Genomic DNA, 16,061 nt, shown 5'->3' on the forward strand with positions numbered 1-16,061 from the left:
ACGGCCATCATTTGTTCTGATCAATCCAGCGGGACATCATCTGTTTGTCGCGGAAACACTCGGACGGGATAGGCCTGCGCTTGCTACGGGAAATGCGTTCGGCAAAGGCAACCTGCTTACCGGTTGGATAGTCCGCAAAGGGCGATGGATCGGTTGGCTTGTGCGCCGAAATCCAGGCAGACATCGACTTGCGATCCCGTTGTGCCTCGACCGGGATTTCCAAGGCCGACTGCTGGGCAATTGCACGAGCGTATCGCATTTGCCGGTCTGTGACGGGCAACAGGTGATAGTCGTTTGATGGGCCATCCATGGCCGGGTTGCGGGCGTGGTAAGACATCGGATTGTTCCTCTGACTATGTAGAACATAAATGGAACATTAAGCTTTTTATTCAAGAGGGAGCCGATTCACATCAGCGGGAGTCCGCCGTGAATTGCTTTTATTGACTGGTCAATCAATAAAATATATTGCGAAAGAAAGGACTTCTAAGAAGGAAATCGGCATGAAGTTTCAGCCCAAAGCGAGCCATTTCATCAACGGCGCATATTTTGAAGATACCAACGGCGCCCCTATCGACGTGATCTACCCGGCCACCGGTGAAATCATCGCCCGGCTGCACTCTGCCACGCCGGATATTGTTAATCAGGCTCTAACAAGTGCCAAAAACGCTCAGGCAGAGTGGGCGGCAATGTCCGGGACCGAGCGTGGTCGCATCCTGAGACGGGCATCTGACATCATGCGTGACCGCAATCGCGCGCTTTCGATCCTCGAAACCCACGACACCGGTAAACCCTTGCAGGAAACCCTGGTGGCCGACGCCACATCGGGTGCGGATGCGTTGGAGTATTTTGGGGGGCTGGCTGCGTCATTGACGGGTGAGCATATCCCGCTGGGCGGCGGAGACTTTGTCTACACCATCCGCGAGGCGCTGGGCGTTTGCGTCGGTATCGGCGCATGGAACTACCCGACCCAGATCGCTTGCTGGAAAGGGGCCCCGGCACTGGCCTGTGGCAACACGATGGTCTTCAAACCGTCCGAGACCACGCCCCTGTCGGCGCTGCAGGTGGCCGAGATCTTGATCGAGGCGGGCGCGCCTAAGGGCGTCTATAACGTGGTTCAGGGCTATGGCGATGTTGGCGCATCGCTTGTGACGGATCTGCGCGTGGCCAAGGTTTCGCTAACCGGGTCCGTGCCGACCGGTCGCAAGGTCTATGCCGCGGCCGCCGACGGCATGAAGCATGTGACGATGGAGCTGGGTGGAAAGTCCCCGATGATTGTGTTCGATGACGCGGATATTGAAAACGCGGTGTCCGGTGCGATCCTGGGCAACTTCTATTCCTCGGGTCAGGTCTGTTCGAACGGCACCCGTGTCTTTGTGCAGAAAGGCGTCAAAGAGGCATTCCTCAAGCGACTCTCTGAACGTTTGGCGACTGCAAGAATCGGTGATCCGCTGGATGAGGACGTCAACTTTGGCCCGATGGTCAGTGAAAACCAGATGAACATCGCGCTGAGCTATGTTGAAAAGGGCAAAGCCGAAGGTGCACGTCTGGTATTTGGCGGTGAGCGGATCGACGGTGACGGCTTCTACATGCAGCCCACAGTGTTTGCGGATGTGACGGACGATATGGCCATCGCGCGCGAAGAGATCTTTGGTCCGGTCATGTCTGTGCTGGATTTCGATACCGAAGAAGAGGTGATGGCCCGCGCCAACGACACCGAGTTTGGATTGGCAGCCGGTGTCTTCACCAACGACCTGACCCGCGCGCACCGCATTGTGGCCGGGTTCGAGGCGGGCACCTGCTATATCAACACCTATAATCTGGCTCCAGTCGAGGCCCCGTTCGGTGGGTCCAAAATGTCGGGCGTCGGGCGCGAGAACTCGAAACTGGCGATCAACCACTTCAGCGAGATGAAGACGGTCTATGTTTCGATGAACGACGTCGAAGCGCCTTACTGATCAAAACCGGCCATTCAAGCTCTGTTCCCGACATTTCGCGTCGGGAACAGAGCATAAGCCACATACGACATGTGGCTGACTTCCTCCAAAGGGTGTCGTTTCCGGCATCGTCGGCGGGAGATCAAGTTCATGAAAACGCATGCGCAGGCCGTGGTCATCGGCGGAGGATTGGCAGGCTGTTCTATCCTGTACCATTTGGCCAAGCTTGGTTGGCGGGACGTTGTCCTGCTTGAACGGGATGAACTGACCAGCGGATCAACCTGGCACGCGGCGGCCAATATCCACGGGCTGCACGACAACAACAATATCACCCGCATCCAGCATTACACGATGAACTTGTATAAAGAGCTGGAGCAGGAAACCGGCCAGAGCTGCGGCGTTTTTCAGCCCGGTTCCCTGTATCTGGCTCAGACCGAAGATCGCGAGCACCAATTGCGACTGCAGGAAGCAAAAGCCCGGTTCTATGGCCTGAATTTCTACGAGGTCAGTCGCGAACAGGCGATGGAGCTTCACCCGCTGGCGCGGTTCGACGATATCCGCTGCATTATGTTTGAACCCGAAGGCGGCAACGTGGATCCCTCAGGCGTGCCGCACGCCTATGCCGCCGGCGCACGCGCCATGGGTGCAACGATTGAGCGGTTTTGCCCCGTGTTAGGCACTGATCAGCAGCCAGATGGGTCATGGATCGTGCGTACCGAAAAGGGCGACATCCATACGCAATGGGTTGTGAATGCCGCAGGCCTTTGGGGCCGCGAAGTAGCGGCATTGGCGGGTTTGAACCTGCCGCTGCAACCGACCGAACACCAATATTTCGTAACCGATTCCATTGATGAGGTTGCCAACCTGTGTCGCCGTTTACCGTCGATCGCCGATCGGGACGGTGAGTACTACTTCCGACAGGAAGGCAACGGGCTGCTGATCGGGGCCTATGAAAAGGACATGAAGTTCTGGGCCGAAGAGGGCACGCCGCTGGACTTTGCCCATGATCTGTTCCCCGACGATCTGGACCGGATTATGGAGAACGTGATCCGCGCAACCGAACGTGTGCCCGCGGCGGCGACGGCTGGCGTGAAACGGGTTATCAACGGCCCAATGATCTGGTCCCCGGACAGTTCCGCCCTGTGGGGTCCGGTTCCCGAGCTGAAGAATTATTTCCTCTGCGGTGGTCTGATCCCGGGCTTTTCGCAGTCGGGTGGTTTGGGTTTGCTGGCGGCGCAATGGATGATCGAGGGCGAGCCGCAATACGACATGTTCGCCTGGGATCTCGCCCGGTTTGGCGACTGGGCGGACAAGAAATTCACCAAGGCGCGGGTTGAAGACCAGTATACTCACCGTTTCGCCATCCATTTCCCAAACGAGGAACGCAGCGCTGGCCGCCCGGCCCGCGTGCGCCCGGCGTATGAGATGCAAAAGGACATGGGCTGCGTCTTTGGTCTGAACTGCGGCTGGGAACACCCGCTCTGGTTTGCGGATCAGCCCGGCACCACCGAGACAAACGGGTTCACGCGCCAGAACTGGTGGGAATCGGTCGGGCGAGAGGTCAGAGTGCTGCGCGAGAATGTCGGTGTGATCGACATCTCGAACTTTGCCAACTACGTCATTAAGGGCTCGGGTGCCTATGAGTGGCTGGACCGTTTGGTCGCGAATAGGGTGCCGACCGAGATTGGGCGGTCGTGCCTGACACCGCTGATCTCAGTCCGGGGCGGCGTTGCCGGGGATTTCACCATCACCAAGGTGGCCGAGGACGAATACATGATGATCGGCTCGGGTATGGCCGAGCGCTATCATCAGCGGTTCTTCAACATGGTCGACCTGCCCGACGGCACATCACTCGAAGTGGCAACAGATCGCATCGCGGGTTTCAATGTAGCGGGTCCCAAGTCGCGTGACCTGTTGCAACGACTGACAAATGCCGACCTGTCGAACGAAGCGTTCCGTTTTATGCGCTCACAAACGATCGAGGTGGCGGGCGTCACCTGCCTTGCCATCCGCGTCAGCTTTACCGGCGATTTGGGGTGGGAGTTGCACTGCGCGGAAGTAGATCAAATCAGGCTCTATTCCGCACTTCTTGAGGCTGCGAAGGAGTGCGACGGTGGTCCAGTGGGCGGCCGCGCGTTGGGGTCACTGCGGATCGAGAAGGGCTATGGCTCGTGGGGCCGCGAGTATTCTCAGGAATACTGGCCGCAGGAAGTCGGGCTAGCGGGTCTGATCAAGCTGGATAAGGACTTCCTGCACAAAGACGCCTATCTGCAGATCAAGGACAACGCCGCGCGCGAGGTTCTGTCGATTTTTGAGGTCGAGGCGACGGATGCCGACGCGTCCGGTGGCGAACCTATTTTTACACCAGATGGCGCACCGGTCGGACGTGTGACGTCAGGGGCCTATGGCTATTCAGTCGGCAAATCCCTGGCCATCGGTTATGCAAATCCGGCAGTCGTACAGCCGGGGGACATGGTGGAAATCTTCATCCTCGGCAAACCGCATAAAGCCAGAGTTTTGGCCGAACCGCCCTTTGATCCATCGGGTCTCCGGCTGCGCGATGTCCCATCCAAGGTGATGGAGGCAGCCAAATGACCGGCACGCTTGATCGGGTCACGGATTTTGCCCTGAACCTTTCAGCGCAGGAAATGCCTGACAGCGCGAAAGAGGCCGCCGCCCTGATGATGCTGGACACAATGGGCATCCTGATCGCCTCCGGCCCGATGGAGGCCGGCGTGATCGCACGCGATACTGCCGCGCTGCTCTATGCAAGCACTGATGCGGCATTCAGCGTTCCGATGATGTTTGACGGCCGCCCCGTCAGCATGGCGGGCGCTGCCTACGCAGCAGCCACGCAAACCGACAATTTGGACGGGCATGACGGCTACAACCCGACTAAGGGGCATATCGGTGTCGTCGTCCTGCCTGCGTTGGTTTCACTTGGTGCGCCTTGCCCTGACTTGTCCGGCCCCGAAGCCCTGGCTGCCGTCGTCACAGGATATGAAATTGCGGGACGTGCGGGGCTGTCGCTGCACGCATCGGTCAGCGATTATCACACGTCCGGCGCGTGGAACGCACTGGGTGTGGTGGCCATGGCCGCGCGCATGCGCAAGCATACGCCCGACCAGTTTCGACAAGCATTGGGAATCGCGGAATACCACGGCCCCCGAAGCCAGATGATGCGCGAGATTGCAAATCCGACGATGCTGCATGACGGATCGGGTTGGGGCGCGATGGTTGGTATATCATCTGCGATCCTGGCCGAACGTGGTTTCACGGGCGCCCCGGCCATCACAATCGAAGATGCTGATGTTGCGTCGTTTTGGGATGATTTGGGTCAGTTCTGGCAGGTCGAACACCAATACGTAAAACCCTATCCGATATGTCGCTGGGCCCATGCAGCCATTGACGGCGTTCGGGCAGTGATGATGGAGAATGACCTGGCCCACGACCAGATCCGATCCATCCATATCAACAGTTTTCATGAAGCGGCCTGCCTGTACGCAGGGATGCCTGATACCACGTCTCAGGCCCAGTATTCTCTGCCTTTTGCTGTGGCGGTTCAGGCGATCCATGGTCGGATCGGAGTCGAACATATCTCGGGTGCGGGTCTGTCTGATCCGGCAGTGGCAGAGTTGGTGTCGCGTATTCACGTTCTGGAAGATGCGCGCCACAGTGTACGCTTCCCGCAGGGGCGGTGGGCCGATGTCACCTTGAAATCGACCGATGGGCGTGTGTTCGAATCCGGCGACACTCACGCGCGCGGAGGGCCGGAGGCCCCGCTCAGCAGAGGAGATGTGATCGCCAAGTACACCGAGTTTGCCGCGCCAATTGTCGGTTCAGACCGCGCGGACGCGATCCGCGCGGCCATATTGGGTTGGGTCGAACCTACATCCAGATTGTCGGACCTGATGCCGTTGGTCTTTGATCCGTAAAAGCGGCCGGTGCGGGCTGCGGGCAGACGCTCAGTGGGCACCTATTGAAAGACAAACCGTGAATGCAGGTGGCGCTGACCTGATCCGCTATTGGTCCACCTCCGCAAGCAAATCCAGAATGTGCTGGCGTGTTTTTGCGCTGTCATCCAACAAGCCCTTCGCGTCAGCTAAGGGTTTGTCCTGCATTCGTATTGGCGGCACGGACAGGAGCCGCGTTGTTTGCTGAACTGCGAGGAACTTTGTGTCGCGTTCGGGCTCGACCGTTTCCGGATGATCGGCCAACCAAAAGAACCGATCGGCTTTTTCGTCTGCACCCACAGCCCGCAAAAGCTGACCAGCTGCCACGTAATCGTCCGTCATCTGCAATGCTTGCCCTCGCAAAAGCTGGGCCGCGTCTGATGGATCGTCGGCCAGCTCCAACATCGCTTGATGTGGTCGGCGTTGCAGTAAGGCAGCGCGCGCGCGTAACCGTGCCCTTTCTGCGCGTCGGGCCTTGTCCTGTGGCCGGCTGGCCAACTCCAGCGCCGCGTCCGCAAAACCAAGAGTGACCAAACGCTCGGCCATCGCCACGCTTGTGTCTGTGACTAGCGCCAGTTTCTGCTCGGGTGTCAGGGTAACGACCCGTCTAAGGAATGTCGCGTCGTCGGCGCGTTCGGTCAGGATTTGGGCGACGCGGTTCAACGTTTCGATGGCATTGGCCTGTGTAACTTGGGCGCTCAGCAGATCCATCGCCATGTCGAACTCATGGCTTAAGCTTAACGCAACGATCTGTGTTTGCAGCATGCGCGGCCCGATTTCAGACCGGCGAAACTCCACGACGTAAGAGGCCGCAAGATCAAGTTCTTGCGGAGATATTGCCCCACGTTCCGACCATCGTTTGTCGACCAGTCGCGCAAGCGCAAGCGGTGCCTCCAACTCTGCACTAGACGCGGCGATGATCTCGTTCAACAGAGCTTCTGACTTCGGGCCGTCGCCTTCGGCAGCCGCGACCTTGGCCTTGGCTTGGGACGTATCGGCGCTGTCCTCAGTCGCAACGCGGCCGACCGCGCGCAACACGCGCCTTGCTGGTTCAAGTTTCCCAGCATCTGTCAGAATTTCCGCCAATGTCGGCCCAACATGACGGCGCAGATGGGCGGGCAAGCGCGCAAAAGACTGTTCGATCGATTGCAAATGGGCCTCTTCCTGCAGCACTCCTTCGATCAAAAGAGCCCAAAGCGCGGCGTCGCTTTCACACCGCTGAAGACTGGTAAACGGGTTCGGATGGGACGGCTGTGCGCCATCAATGTACCGGGCTATGGCGGCAACCCGATCTGTGTCCGGCGCATGCCGCCCAAGCAATTCAAGCGTCCGAAGAGCCTCTGCGCCGAACCCGAAATAGGCGTATAGCTGCGCCAGCTTCAGCGTTTCATCTTTGTCGAGATGATCGAATTCTTTGAACAAAGCGGCGCGCAACGAAGCCACCTGTTCCGGAAAGGGAGTTGCCCCAGACCAACGGTCAAACCCAAGCTCAGCGCTTGAAATGCAGGGTGGGCGTTGCTCAAGCTGTGGCAGGGATGGCCCCAAAAGTTCATTCAAGCCGTCCAGAACGGATGTCACATGAATATTGGCATTAAGGTTTGAGGGACTAAAGGGATCGTTCTTGGGAACCGACATCCGTGGTCCGACTGGAGCAAGCCTCAAATCAACGACTTCCCGGTCAGAACCGCGCAGTAGCAGGGTAGAGAGCTGTTCTTCAAATCGTTTTGTGTTCAGGCTTAGCAGTGGCAATTCGAGACTCTGCAGATTTCGCGCAACCAACGGGTCTTTCTCTTTGGACGCTTTGGGCAAAACAGGCGACGGTACATCAGTGCTGATTGTGGGTGGCGCCGAGCCTGGTGCAATATCCACCACGATCATCGTGCCCTTGAACAGAAAGGCATTGGCAACACAGTCGCAGCCAAATTGCATATCAAGCGCCGCGCCGGGTTCGGACTGAGAGATCGCGGCCAAGCGGTTTTGCGTCAGACGCCGGAACACGGCTGCTGTGTCGAAGTTTACCTTTTCCAGTTGGACACTCAGACGGGCACCATTTTTCTTGTGCGACAGCATCCATTTAGTGCCCGGTGGAACCTGTGCGACCAGCCGCGTATACCCATCATGTTCGCCCGAGCGTACCTGCACATTTTGTGCTTGAACCTGCGCTGCCGCGGCGGTTAGCGCCAAAGCAAGAAAAACTGTCCGGATCATGCCGCTGCCCGTTTGAGTTCCTTCAACGCATCTTCCAGCTCAGAAAATCCGGGTCGGTTATGTGTCGGCGTGTTCTGGCGGCCAACTTCAATGCACATGGCTGCGTTATGGTTGTGCAGGTTGGCGACCAGAACCTCTTTGATCAGCTGATAAAAATGGTTGTCCTCTTCGACCACCGCTTTCAGCTTGCCCGCGAACGGGCCAACCAGCCCATAGGCCAGAAACACGCCCAGGAATGTCCCGACCAAAGCGCCACCGATCAGTTTACCCAGCACTTCGGGTGGCTGGTCGATAGACCCCATCGTCTTGATTACGCCCAAAACGGCGGCCACGATCCCAAGTGCGGGCAAACCATCGGCGACGGTTTGCAGCGCGTGGCTGGAATGCATGGCGTGGTGAAAATTGGTCTCCATCCGTTTTTCCAGCACTTCTTCAACTTGATGTGGATCGTCGTAATTCATCGACGCGGATCGCATGGTGTCGCAGATCAGATCGACAGCTTCCTTGTCCTTTTGAATCTTCGGATAGGCCGAGAACAGGGTCGAGTTCTCGGGGTCTTCGATGTGCTGTTCCACTTCGACCGGATTGGCCTTGGCGATGCGGATCAGAGAAAACAAAAGGCACAACAGATCGCGGTAGTCTTCGGGTTTCCATTTCGGGCCTTTGAAAACTTTACCCATGTCCTTGATCGTATGTTTGACCGCGCTCAAGTCGTTGCTGATCATGAATGCGCCAACAGCCGCGCCGCCGATCATCATCATCTCGAAAGGGAGCGATTTCATAATGATCGTCATCTTGCCCCCGGCGGCAAGATAACCGCCAAACACCATGGCGAAAATGACAACGATTCCGATGATTCCGATCATGAGCGGTCTCCTGCAATGTCAGATGCGGGGGTAAAGTACATGTGCGCTACTCCTGCGGAGCCGCAGCATTGCGACCGGCCATGATCACACTGATCGTATAGGCGGCTTCGGGGCTGAGACCGGCCAGAACACCTGCTGCTGCGTCAGGCGGCATCCGCGACAGAAAGCCAGCCGCAAAGCCGGGGTCCATGGTTTCGAACAGGGCGGCTGCGTCCTTGGGCTTCATGCTCTGATACACATCCGTCAGGCGCGTCAGATCGGTCTCGGCGGCTTTTTCGGCAAAGGCCAGTGTCTGTCGCAGCGACTCTTCTGCCTCCTGCAAGGCAGCCAGGCGCGTTTCAATCGCCTGATCCGCGATATCCAGCGCCTTTTCTTTGTCTTGCAAAGCGGCCTCTCGTTTTTTGAGCGCGTCTTCGCGGCGTAGTAATTCAGTCAACAATTCTTGTGCACCGGGCTGTTCGGCTTGGCTGCTCCTCGCCAGCGATGGGGCGGGATCGGATCCTTTAGCCAGCGCGGGGCCGGCCTCGAATCCTATTCTGATCGCGGCGGAACCGATCATAAGCATCGCGATCACCGCAAGAACGCCGCCTTTGGGGCGATTTTCCGCCCGCTTCCGCCTCATGTCGCGGCCTCGCTGCGGCTGTGACGTAGGAACATCAAGCCACCCGGACGTTTGACCTGAGTTTCGGCCGGCGCGTCTTCTTCAATGACGGGCACTGAAGTGGCTTGGGACTGTTCTTCGGAAGCAACCGGCTCAGGCTCTGGTGTAGGGATCTCGGTCGCCTCATCATCGTCCGGCACTACGTCATGCATCGAGGCCATCATCAACTCAAGCCGCTGCGCCACTGTTTCGGCGCGCTCGGTCAGTTCCTTAAGAACGACGCCAGACTGATCCGAGGCTTCCCGCGCGGCCTCCAGTGACTTTTTCAACTCTTCCGCTTGCGAAGACAGCACGGCCACCGCACCACCGACGCCTTTTTCAAGGTCGGTAAAGCGTTTCAACCGCCTGGACAGGACGAAACAATAAAGACCCGCACCCAAGGCACCCGCCACCAGCAAAATATCTGCAATCAGCTCCAACTTCGCCTCCTAGTTCAGTACGAATTCCATGACGAGAACATCGCGCACACGGCCTTCACCGACGACGATTTCGATACGCCGCAACAGGTGTCCGCGGATGCGCATGAGCGCGAGCGAATCCTCAAGATCCATTACCTCAATCGCGCGTAGATATCCGTTCAGCACGTCCATGATTCGCGGTTTCATCTTTTCCACATCCGCCATGTACGGCGCGTTCACCTCGAGCTGGGCATGAAACTTCAGATGTCGCGAATCGCTTGTGTTTACCGAAACGACGACTGGGGCAAGGTCAACGAAACCGACCTTTGGCAGAGCCTTGGCAGGCTTGCTTTCCTCTGCGTCCTCGGCGGTTTGTAAAACGGGTTTTCCTCCTATCGGCAACAGGCCCGAGGTGGTCAGGAAATACCCGCCCGCAGCACCGGTTATCGCCAGAATCGCGCCTATTATCATTCCCTTTTTCCCAGATTTTTCCGGGACTTCTGCCTGTTCTGCAGTCGCGTCGGTCATGACGTCCTCATTCCTACAATCTGCAATCGTCATAACCCGACAGGGACTAACCGATTGTTAAGGGCAATCGTCCAAACAAGGGATGCGTCGCACAGAATGTCGGCGAGTCGGAGGTGATCGTGCAGCAGATCGGAACTGTCTGGACAAGTTTGGACAGGCGTAAACAAATCATTGTCGCGGGTGCAGTCGTGCTGATGTTTCTGGGGATCCTGGCGATGTCGCGTCTGGTGACAACACCGTCGATGACCCTGCTTTACGCCGGTTTAGAAAGCGGCGCTGCAGGGGATATTGTCCGTTCATTGGATCAGCGCGGTGTGCAGTATGAGATTCGCGGTGGTTCAATCTATGTGCCGGGATCACAACGGGATGAATTGCGCCTGACCCTGGCCAGCGAAGGCCTGCCTGCAACGGGAAACCGGGGCTACGAGCTGCTAGATTCGCTCAGCGGGTTTGGCACAACATCGCAGATGTTTGACGCCGCATATTGGCGCGCCAAAGAAGGAGAGTTGGCCAGAACCATTGTCGGCAGCCCCCATATCAGCCAGGCACGTGTGCATATTGCCAACGGTTCAGCCAATCCGTTCCAGCGCAGTGTTGCACCAACCGCATCGATCTATCTGGTCGCGTCGGGCACGGACATCACGTCGGATCAGGCAAAGGCGATCCGGTTTCTTGTGTCGTCCGCAGTCAGCGGACTGGCGCCCGAGAACGTCACCGTCATCGATTCGAATGGCGCAGTGATCGGGGCACAGGACAACCCGGTGTCCGCAGATACCGCTGACGATAAATCGCGCCAGCTGCGCGAGCGGGTTCTGCGTCTGGTCGAAGCCCGGGTCGGAGCTGGAAATGCTGTCGTCGAGGTGAGTGTCGATACGGTTACCAAGACAGAATCAATCCGCGAGCGGCGTTTCGATCCCAATGGACGTGTGGCCATCAGCACCGATGTCGAAGAGCGTTCGGACAGTGCCCGCAACCAATCCGGGGATGTGACGGTTGCATCGAACCTGCCGGACGGTGATGGCGCGGGCGGGGACGAATCCAATTCGAATGCAACCCAGATCCGAGAACGGGTCAACTACGAGGTTTCCGAAACCGAGCTAGAGGTTCACAACGGTCCAGGCGCGATCAAGCGACTGACGGTTGCTGTTTTGGTAAACGGAACGCGATCCGAGGACGCAAACGGCAGTGAAACATTCACGCCGATGCCGCAGGCCGAGATGGATGCACTGCAAGAGCTTGTGGCCTCGGCAGTGGGCTATGATGCCGAGCGGGGCGACGTTATTACACTGAAATCGCTGGATCTGCCGGCGGTCGAGCCGCAGGGCAGTCTGGCAACTGCTTCGCTGTGGCAGAAGGTGCATTTCGACGCGATGTCGCTGATTCAGATGGCCGTGTTGGCGCTGGTTTCTCTGGTACTTGGGGTGTTTGTCATCCGCCCCATACTGACCCAACCCGTAACTGCTCCGGCGCTGTTGCCCGCAGGTACAGCCCAGGAACCTGACGCATACCTGACCGGCGAAATTGCGACGGATGAGGGCGGCCAATTCACCACCTTGCCGGGGCAGGCGCCCACTGGGAACGTTCCGGCGCTTGCGACCGATGCCGGGGCAGACCCGGTGGATCGGCTCAGGGCGATGATCGGCGACAAGCAGGAAGAAACGGTCGAAATCCTGCGCAGCTGGCTGGAAGAAGGTGAGGAGCGTGTGTGATGTCGATTGCCCATCTTCTTGAAGATTTCACTTTACAGGCCGGCGGCGGACAGCTGCACGTACTGGATGAGGACGCGTTAGAGGAACAAAGGCTGGCCTCGTTCGAGCAAGGCTATAGCGCCGGGTGGGAAGACGCGGTCCAGGCGCAAGAGCAGAGCCGGGGGCAGGTTTCGCCCGGATTGGCCAAATCGCTCGAAGATATGTCTTTTACCTACCATGAAGCGGTTACCCGGATGGCCCTGTCGCTGGAACCAATGTTTCAGAGCCTGACACAGCTGGTTTTGCCTGAAATGCTGGACCGAGGGTTTGCCGTTAGACTTGTCGATCAGCTCACAGATATGGCGCGCGGGCAGATCGGACAGCCCATGCAAATCTTCGTACCCTCAGGTCGTGTGAACGAGGTGGAGGACCTAATCCCCGCCGAGCTTTCATCACCTGTGCAGGTGATCGAAGACCCGACGCTTGAGGTAGGGCAGGCGCGGCTCAAGGTCGGGGTTTCCCAGCGCGAGGTGGATTGCAGCGGCTTGCTTGCTGCGGTCGATCAAGCCTTTCAGGCGTATGTTTTTCAGGCAAAAGAGGCAGTGACCAATGAGTGATCCGCAAACCCCGAAATCCGAGAAGCCTAACCCGTTCGTGGCCGTTCCGATTGAAGTCACCGTATCGGTTGGCCGGGCGCGCCCTTTGATCCGTGATCTGCTGAACATGGGGGAAAACGCCGTGCTGATGCTGGACAAACGCATCGAGGATCCGGTTGACCTGTATGTCGGTGATCAGCTTGTCGCGCGCGGTCTGCTAGAGGAGATGGAGGGCGAGCAGGCCGGTCAGCTGGCCGTGCGACTGACTGAAATCGCGGATCTGCAAAACGGTATCGGCTGATGCGCCGATTTCTAATTCTGGCGGTCGCGTTTGCGGTTTTGACCCCGTCTTTGACCACGGCGCAGGAGTTGTCTGTCTCGCTGGGCGAGGGCGGTTCGATATCTGCGCGAACGATTCAGTTGATCCTGTTAATCACCGTGCTCAGCCTGGCTCCGGGATTGGCGATCATGATCACCTGTTTTCCGTTTCTGATCACTGTTTTGGCGATCCTGCGCCAGGGTATCGGGTTGCAGCAATCTCCTCCCAATATGCTGATTGTCAGTCTGGCTTTGTTTCTGACTTATTTCATCATGGAGCCGGTCTTTTCCGAAGCCTGGACAACAGGAATTCGGCCGTTGGTCGATGAAACGATGGAGGTCGAGCCTGCATTAGAGCGTGCATTACAGCCGTTTCGCGGTTTCATGGCTGCGCGATTGGACCCCGATACGTTTCACGCCATGGCCGCCTTGCGCCCCGGTGGTGATGCCACAACGCTGTCGCCCGACGCGCCGCTGTCCATCCTGATGCCGTCCTTCATGCTGTCCGAAATTGCGCGCGCTTTTCAGATCGGGTTTCTGGTCTTTCTGCCATTTCTGATTATCGACCTTGTGGTTGCGGCGGTACTGATGTCGATGGGGATGATGATGGTTCCGCCAGCCACAGTGTCTTTGCCGTTCAAACTGGCGTTTTTCGTCATCGCCGACGGTTGGTCCTTGATCGCCAGCGCGCTTGTGCGCAGCTATACTACCTAGTTTTTTACTGCCGGGCGATTTGCAGGCAGGCGCGCAGGCCGCAGTCGCCGGCCTCAAAGCGCATTTCTCCACCATGCTGTTCGGCCACGGTGGCGGCGATTGTCAGGCCCAAACCATAGCCGTCAGAAGATCCGGTGTTGGACCCACGACGAAACGGAGCCATGAGGTTTTCGATGTCCTCTACGGACAGATCGGTGCCCTTATCTTCGACCGTGATCGTCGCGGTGGTCGCATCGGTCGCCAACTGCACTTCTGCGTGTCGACCATATTTCAACGCGTTGTCGATCAAATTGGTCAGCGCACGCCTAAGCGATATGGGCCGCGCCATGACCAGAACGCGGCGTGTTTCGGTCAGCTGCCCGTGTCCGCGCCGGGACATGAACACCGATGTAACCCCATCGACCGCGACGGGGTCGGTCTTTTTCAGCGTCACGGGCAGGTCCATGTCCTGATAATCGGCGACCAGAGCCTCGACCAAAGAGGTCAGAGAAATCTGGCGCGGTTCCTCAACATCCAGTTCGGATCGCGTATAGGTCAGGACACTTTCGATCATGCCCGTCATCTGATCCACATCCGCCTCGAGCTTTTCGCGCAGTTCATCGTCGGGGATCAGAGCGGCACGCAGGCGCACGCGGGTCGCAGGGGTACCCAGATCGTGGCTAACACCGGACAAGACCGTCGCCCGCTTTTCAAGCTGCGCGCGCTCGGCCTCAAGATGGGCGTTCACCGCCGAGACGATATCGCGCAGTTCATCCGGGCCATCCGCCTCATAGCTTTCCGGCCCCCCAAGGCGCTGCCGTTCGCGCAACGCGCGGGCAAACCGGGTGAAGGTATCTGAGACGTTACTGACTGCTGACAAGATGACCGCCATTGCGACGATCCCCATAAGAATTGCGGGCAGACGCAAATCCATTGGAGCTGCCTGACAGCCCCAGATCTTAGTCCCGTCGACCTGATGCCAGGCCTCGCGTCCAAATTTTGCAATCAGGATCGGCTCACTGCAATATGTCGCCAGCAACCGGGTCAAGTTTCCCATCTTTTCAGGCCCGGTTTGATCACTGCCTGACACAATGTCCGACACCGGATAAACCAACCGGTCGGACAGAATCGCCACGGTTAACTCACGCCCGCTCAGCGGTGAGGAACTGTCGGTTAGGATCGAAAGATTGGTGACGAAGCGGCGGTTTGAAAATCCGGGCAACCGCTGAAACTCGCCATTTTCGGCAAGGGCCGTATCTTGGGGCGGCAAGGGCGTTATCGACAACCCCTCGGAGGGGGCCATGCCTGTTCGCAATTCTTCGTAGACGGTGAACCCTGCCACGAAAGATTGCAGCAGGTAGTCGTTCCAGGCGCGTGCCGAAGCGAACCATAACCCTGCAGACAGCAAACCGGCGGCAAAGGCCGAAAGGGTCCAAAGCCACCCCAGATTGCGCAGGCGCAGCGTCATTCTTCGACCGAAATGTCGGCGGCAAAGATATAGCCGACCCCGCGTTCCGTGCGCAGCATTTGCGGATCTTTAGGGTTGGTTTCGATCTTGGATCGCAAGCGACCGACCAGCATGTCGATGGCGCGGCCCTGCGCTTCGGACTTGTCACTGTCCCCTGTTACATCCAGCGCTGCGACGATTTCATCGCGGGTCAGCGGTATGTGCGGATTGGCCAAAAGCACCTTGAGCAGGGCGGTTTCCCTTTGTGACAACGCGACCAAATAGCCTTCGGGCGAATGTAAATCATCACGCTTGCCATCATAGACCCAGCCGTCAAATCGGAAAGTGCGCGTTCGGCGTCGATAGGCCAGCGAAGACGAGCGCCGAGCGCGTTGCATCACTGCCCGGACGCGGGCAAGCATCAGTTGCGGGTTGAACGGTTTGGCAATGTAGTCGTCTGCCCCAACTTCGTATCCGGCCATACGCTGATGGTCGGCAGACAGGGCCGAGACCAGAATGATTGGCACATCCTGTTCGCGCCGCAGCCGCGCACAGATGTCGATGCCGTTTTCGTCGCCCAGCATGACATCCAGCAGGATCAGGTCTATCCGCCCGTTGGACAGGTGCGCGCGAATTTCCTGTTCAGAACTGGCGGGCAGCGCGATGAAGCCGTTTTGCTGCAGTAATTGCGTCATCATCGACCGCATCTCTGGGTCGTCATCCACCACCAGCAGTCGCGGAATGCTCACTCTGTCTTTACCTCCCGATCTT

At 58.1% G+C, this 16,061-nt stretch carries 15 protein-coding genes; 7 read left to right on the top strand and 8 right to left on the bottom strand.

Annotated elements, in window-relative coordinates:
• Positions 1 to 7: 7 nt before the first annotated feature.
• On the bottom strand, positions 8 to 337 hold the full coding sequence (locus AC2FJC_RS10835; protein WP_282170153.1) for a hypothetical protein: 330 nt from the start codon (positions 335 to 337) through the stop codon (positions 8 to 10).
• Between the two features lie 163 nt (positions 338 to 500).
• Here AC2FJC_RS10835 and betB point away from each other — a divergent pair, with 163 nt between their 5' ends.
• From betB to AC2FJC_RS10850, 3 genes are all read left to right on the top strand, one after another.
• Positions 501 to 1,955: a betaine-aldehyde dehydrogenase gene (gene betB, locus AC2FJC_RS10840; protein WP_496739507.1), complete on the top strand. Its 1,455-nt coding sequence runs from the start codon at positions 501 to 503 to the stop codon at positions 1,953 to 1,955.
• A 129-nt stretch (positions 1,956 to 2,084) separates the two neighbouring features.
• Positions 2,085 to 4,529, top strand: coding sequence for a GcvT family protein (locus AC2FJC_RS10845; RefSeq protein WP_496739508.1), 2,445 nt, complete (start codon positions 2,085 to 2,087; stop codon positions 4,527 to 4,529).
• Positions 4,526 to 5,869, top strand: a complete 1,344-nt coding sequence (locus tag AC2FJC_RS10850; protein ID WP_496739509.1) for an MmgE/PrpD family protein — start codon at positions 4,526 to 4,528, stop codon at positions 5,867 to 5,869. Before AC2FJC_RS10845 ends, AC2FJC_RS10850 begins: the two co-directional genes overlap by 4 nt.
• 87 nt (positions 5,870 to 5,956) lie before the next feature.
• Here the strand turns inward: AC2FJC_RS10850 and AC2FJC_RS10855 are convergent, their stop codons facing one another.
• From AC2FJC_RS10855 to AC2FJC_RS10875, 5 genes are read right to left on the bottom strand one after another with little or no spacing between them, the layout of a single operon-like run.
• Positions 5,957 to 8,095: a hypothetical protein gene (locus AC2FJC_RS10855; RefSeq protein WP_496739510.1), complete on the bottom strand. Its 2,139-nt coding sequence runs from the start codon at positions 8,093 to 8,095 to the stop codon at positions 5,957 to 5,959.
• The gene (gene motA / locus AC2FJC_RS10860; RefSeq protein WP_496739511.1) at positions 8,092 to 8,961 is read right to left on the bottom strand and encodes a flagellar motor stator protein MotA; all 870 of its coding nucleotides are present in this window, start codon (positions 8,959 to 8,961) and stop codon (positions 8,092 to 8,094) included. The genes AC2FJC_RS10855 and motA overlap by 4 nt, the downstream gene beginning before the upstream one ends.
• A 46-nt stretch (positions 8,962 to 9,007) precedes the next feature.
• The gene (locus AC2FJC_RS10865) at positions 9,008 to 9,583 is read right to left on the bottom strand and encodes a MotE family protein (RefSeq protein WP_496739512.1); all 576 of its coding nucleotides are present in this window, start codon (positions 9,581 to 9,583) and stop codon (positions 9,008 to 9,010) included.
• The gene (locus AC2FJC_RS10870) at positions 9,580 to 10,041 is read right to left on the bottom strand and encodes a hypothetical protein (protein WP_496739513.1); all 462 of its coding nucleotides are present in this window, start codon (positions 10,039 to 10,041) and stop codon (positions 9,580 to 9,582) included. The genes AC2FJC_RS10865 and AC2FJC_RS10870 overlap by 4 nt, the downstream gene beginning before the upstream one ends.
• A gap of 9 nt (positions 10,042 to 10,050) precedes the next feature.
• A complete protein-coding gene (locus AC2FJC_RS10875) occupies positions 10,051 to 10,548 on the bottom strand; it encodes a flagellar basal body-associated FliL family protein (protein ID WP_496739514.1) in 498 nt (165 codons plus the stop codon).
• A gap of 119 nt (positions 10,549 to 10,667) precedes the next feature.
• Between AC2FJC_RS10875 and fliF the strand changes: the two genes are divergently transcribed.
• The 4 genes from fliF to fliP are packed head-to-tail and all read left to right on the top strand — an operon-like array spanning position 10,668 to position 13,864.
• Positions 10,668 to 12,257 carry a flagellar basal-body MS-ring/collar protein FliF gene (gene fliF / locus AC2FJC_RS10880; RefSeq protein ID WP_496739515.1) on the top strand — a complete coding sequence of 530 codons (1,590 nt, stop codon included), beginning with the start codon at positions 10,668 to 10,670 and terminating at the stop codon, positions 12,255 to 12,257.
• Entirely contained in the window at positions 12,257 to 12,853 is a 597-nt protein-coding gene (locus AC2FJC_RS10885) for a FliH/SctL family protein (RefSeq protein WP_496739516.1), read from the top strand. The genes fliF and AC2FJC_RS10885 overlap by 1 nt, the downstream gene beginning before the upstream one ends.
• Positions 12,846 to 13,133 carry a FliM/FliN family flagellar motor switch protein gene (locus AC2FJC_RS10890; protein ID WP_496739517.1) on the top strand — a complete coding sequence of 96 codons (288 nt, stop codon included), beginning with the start codon at positions 12,846 to 12,848 and terminating at the stop codon, positions 13,131 to 13,133. Before AC2FJC_RS10885 ends, AC2FJC_RS10890 begins: the two co-directional genes overlap by 8 nt.
• The gene (gene fliP, locus AC2FJC_RS10895) at positions 13,133 to 13,864 is read left to right on the top strand and encodes a flagellar type III secretion system pore protein FliP (RefSeq protein WP_496739518.1); all 732 of its coding nucleotides are present in this window, start codon (positions 13,133 to 13,135) and stop codon (positions 13,862 to 13,864) included. Before AC2FJC_RS10890 ends, fliP begins: the two co-directional genes overlap by 1 nt.
• Before the next feature lie 4 nt (positions 13,865 to 13,868).
• Here the strand turns inward: fliP and AC2FJC_RS10900 are convergent, their stop codons facing one another.
• Positions 13,869 to 15,311, bottom strand: coding sequence for a sensor histidine kinase (locus AC2FJC_RS10900; RefSeq protein WP_496739519.1), 1,443 nt, complete (start codon positions 15,309 to 15,311; stop codon positions 13,869 to 13,871).
• Entirely contained in the window at positions 15,308 to 16,039 is a 732-nt protein-coding gene (locus AC2FJC_RS10905; protein ID WP_496739520.1) for a response regulator transcription factor, read from the bottom strand. The genes AC2FJC_RS10900 and AC2FJC_RS10905 overlap by 4 nt, the downstream gene beginning before the upstream one ends.
• Positions 16,040 to 16,061 lie beyond the last annotated feature (22 nt).

The sequence above is a fragment of the Ruegeria sp. CDSB117 genome, assembly GCF_059611005.1.

Coding starts and splice junctions, on each gene's coding strand:
- AC2FJC_RS10835 (WP_282170153.1), bottom strand. CDS start 337: ATGTCTTACCACGCCCGCAACCCGGCCATGGATGGCCCATCAAACGAC.
- betB (WP_496739507.1), top strand. CDS start 501: ATGAAGTTTCAGCCCAAAGCGAGCCATTTCATCAACGGCGCATATTTT.
- AC2FJC_RS10845 (WP_496739508.1), top strand. CDS start 2,085: ATGAAAACGCATGCGCAGGCCGTGGTCATCGGCGGAGGATTGGCAGGC.
- AC2FJC_RS10850 (WP_496739509.1), top strand. CDS start 4,526: ATGACCGGCACGCTTGATCGGGTCACGGATTTTGCCCTGAACCTTTCA.
- AC2FJC_RS10855 (WP_496739510.1), bottom strand. CDS start 8,095: ATGATCCGGACAGTTTTTCTTGCTTTGGCGCTAACCGCCGCGGCAGCG.
- motA (WP_496739511.1), bottom strand. CDS start 8,961: ATGATCGGAATCATCGGAATCGTTGTCATTTTCGCCATGGTGTTTGGC.
- AC2FJC_RS10865 (WP_496739512.1), bottom strand. CDS start 9,583: ATGAGGCGGAAGCGGGCGGAAAATCGCCCCAAAGGCGGCGTTCTTGCG.
- AC2FJC_RS10875 (WP_496739514.1), bottom strand. CDS start 10,548: ATGACCGACGCGACTGCAGAACAGGCAGAAGTCCCGGAAAAATCTGGG.
- AC2FJC_RS10885 (WP_496739516.1), top strand. CDS start 12,257: ATGTCGATTGCCCATCTTCTTGAAGATTTCACTTTACAGGCCGGCGGC.
- AC2FJC_RS10890 (WP_496739517.1), top strand. CDS start 12,846: ATGAGTGATCCGCAAACCCCGAAATCCGAGAAGCCTAACCCGTTCGTG.
- fliP (WP_496739518.1), top strand. CDS start 13,133: ATGCGCCGATTTCTAATTCTGGCGGTCGCGTTTGCGGTTTTGACCCCG.
- AC2FJC_RS10900 (WP_496739519.1), bottom strand. CDS start 15,311: ATGACGCTGCGCCTGCGCAATCTGGGGTGGCTTTGGACCCTTTCGGCC.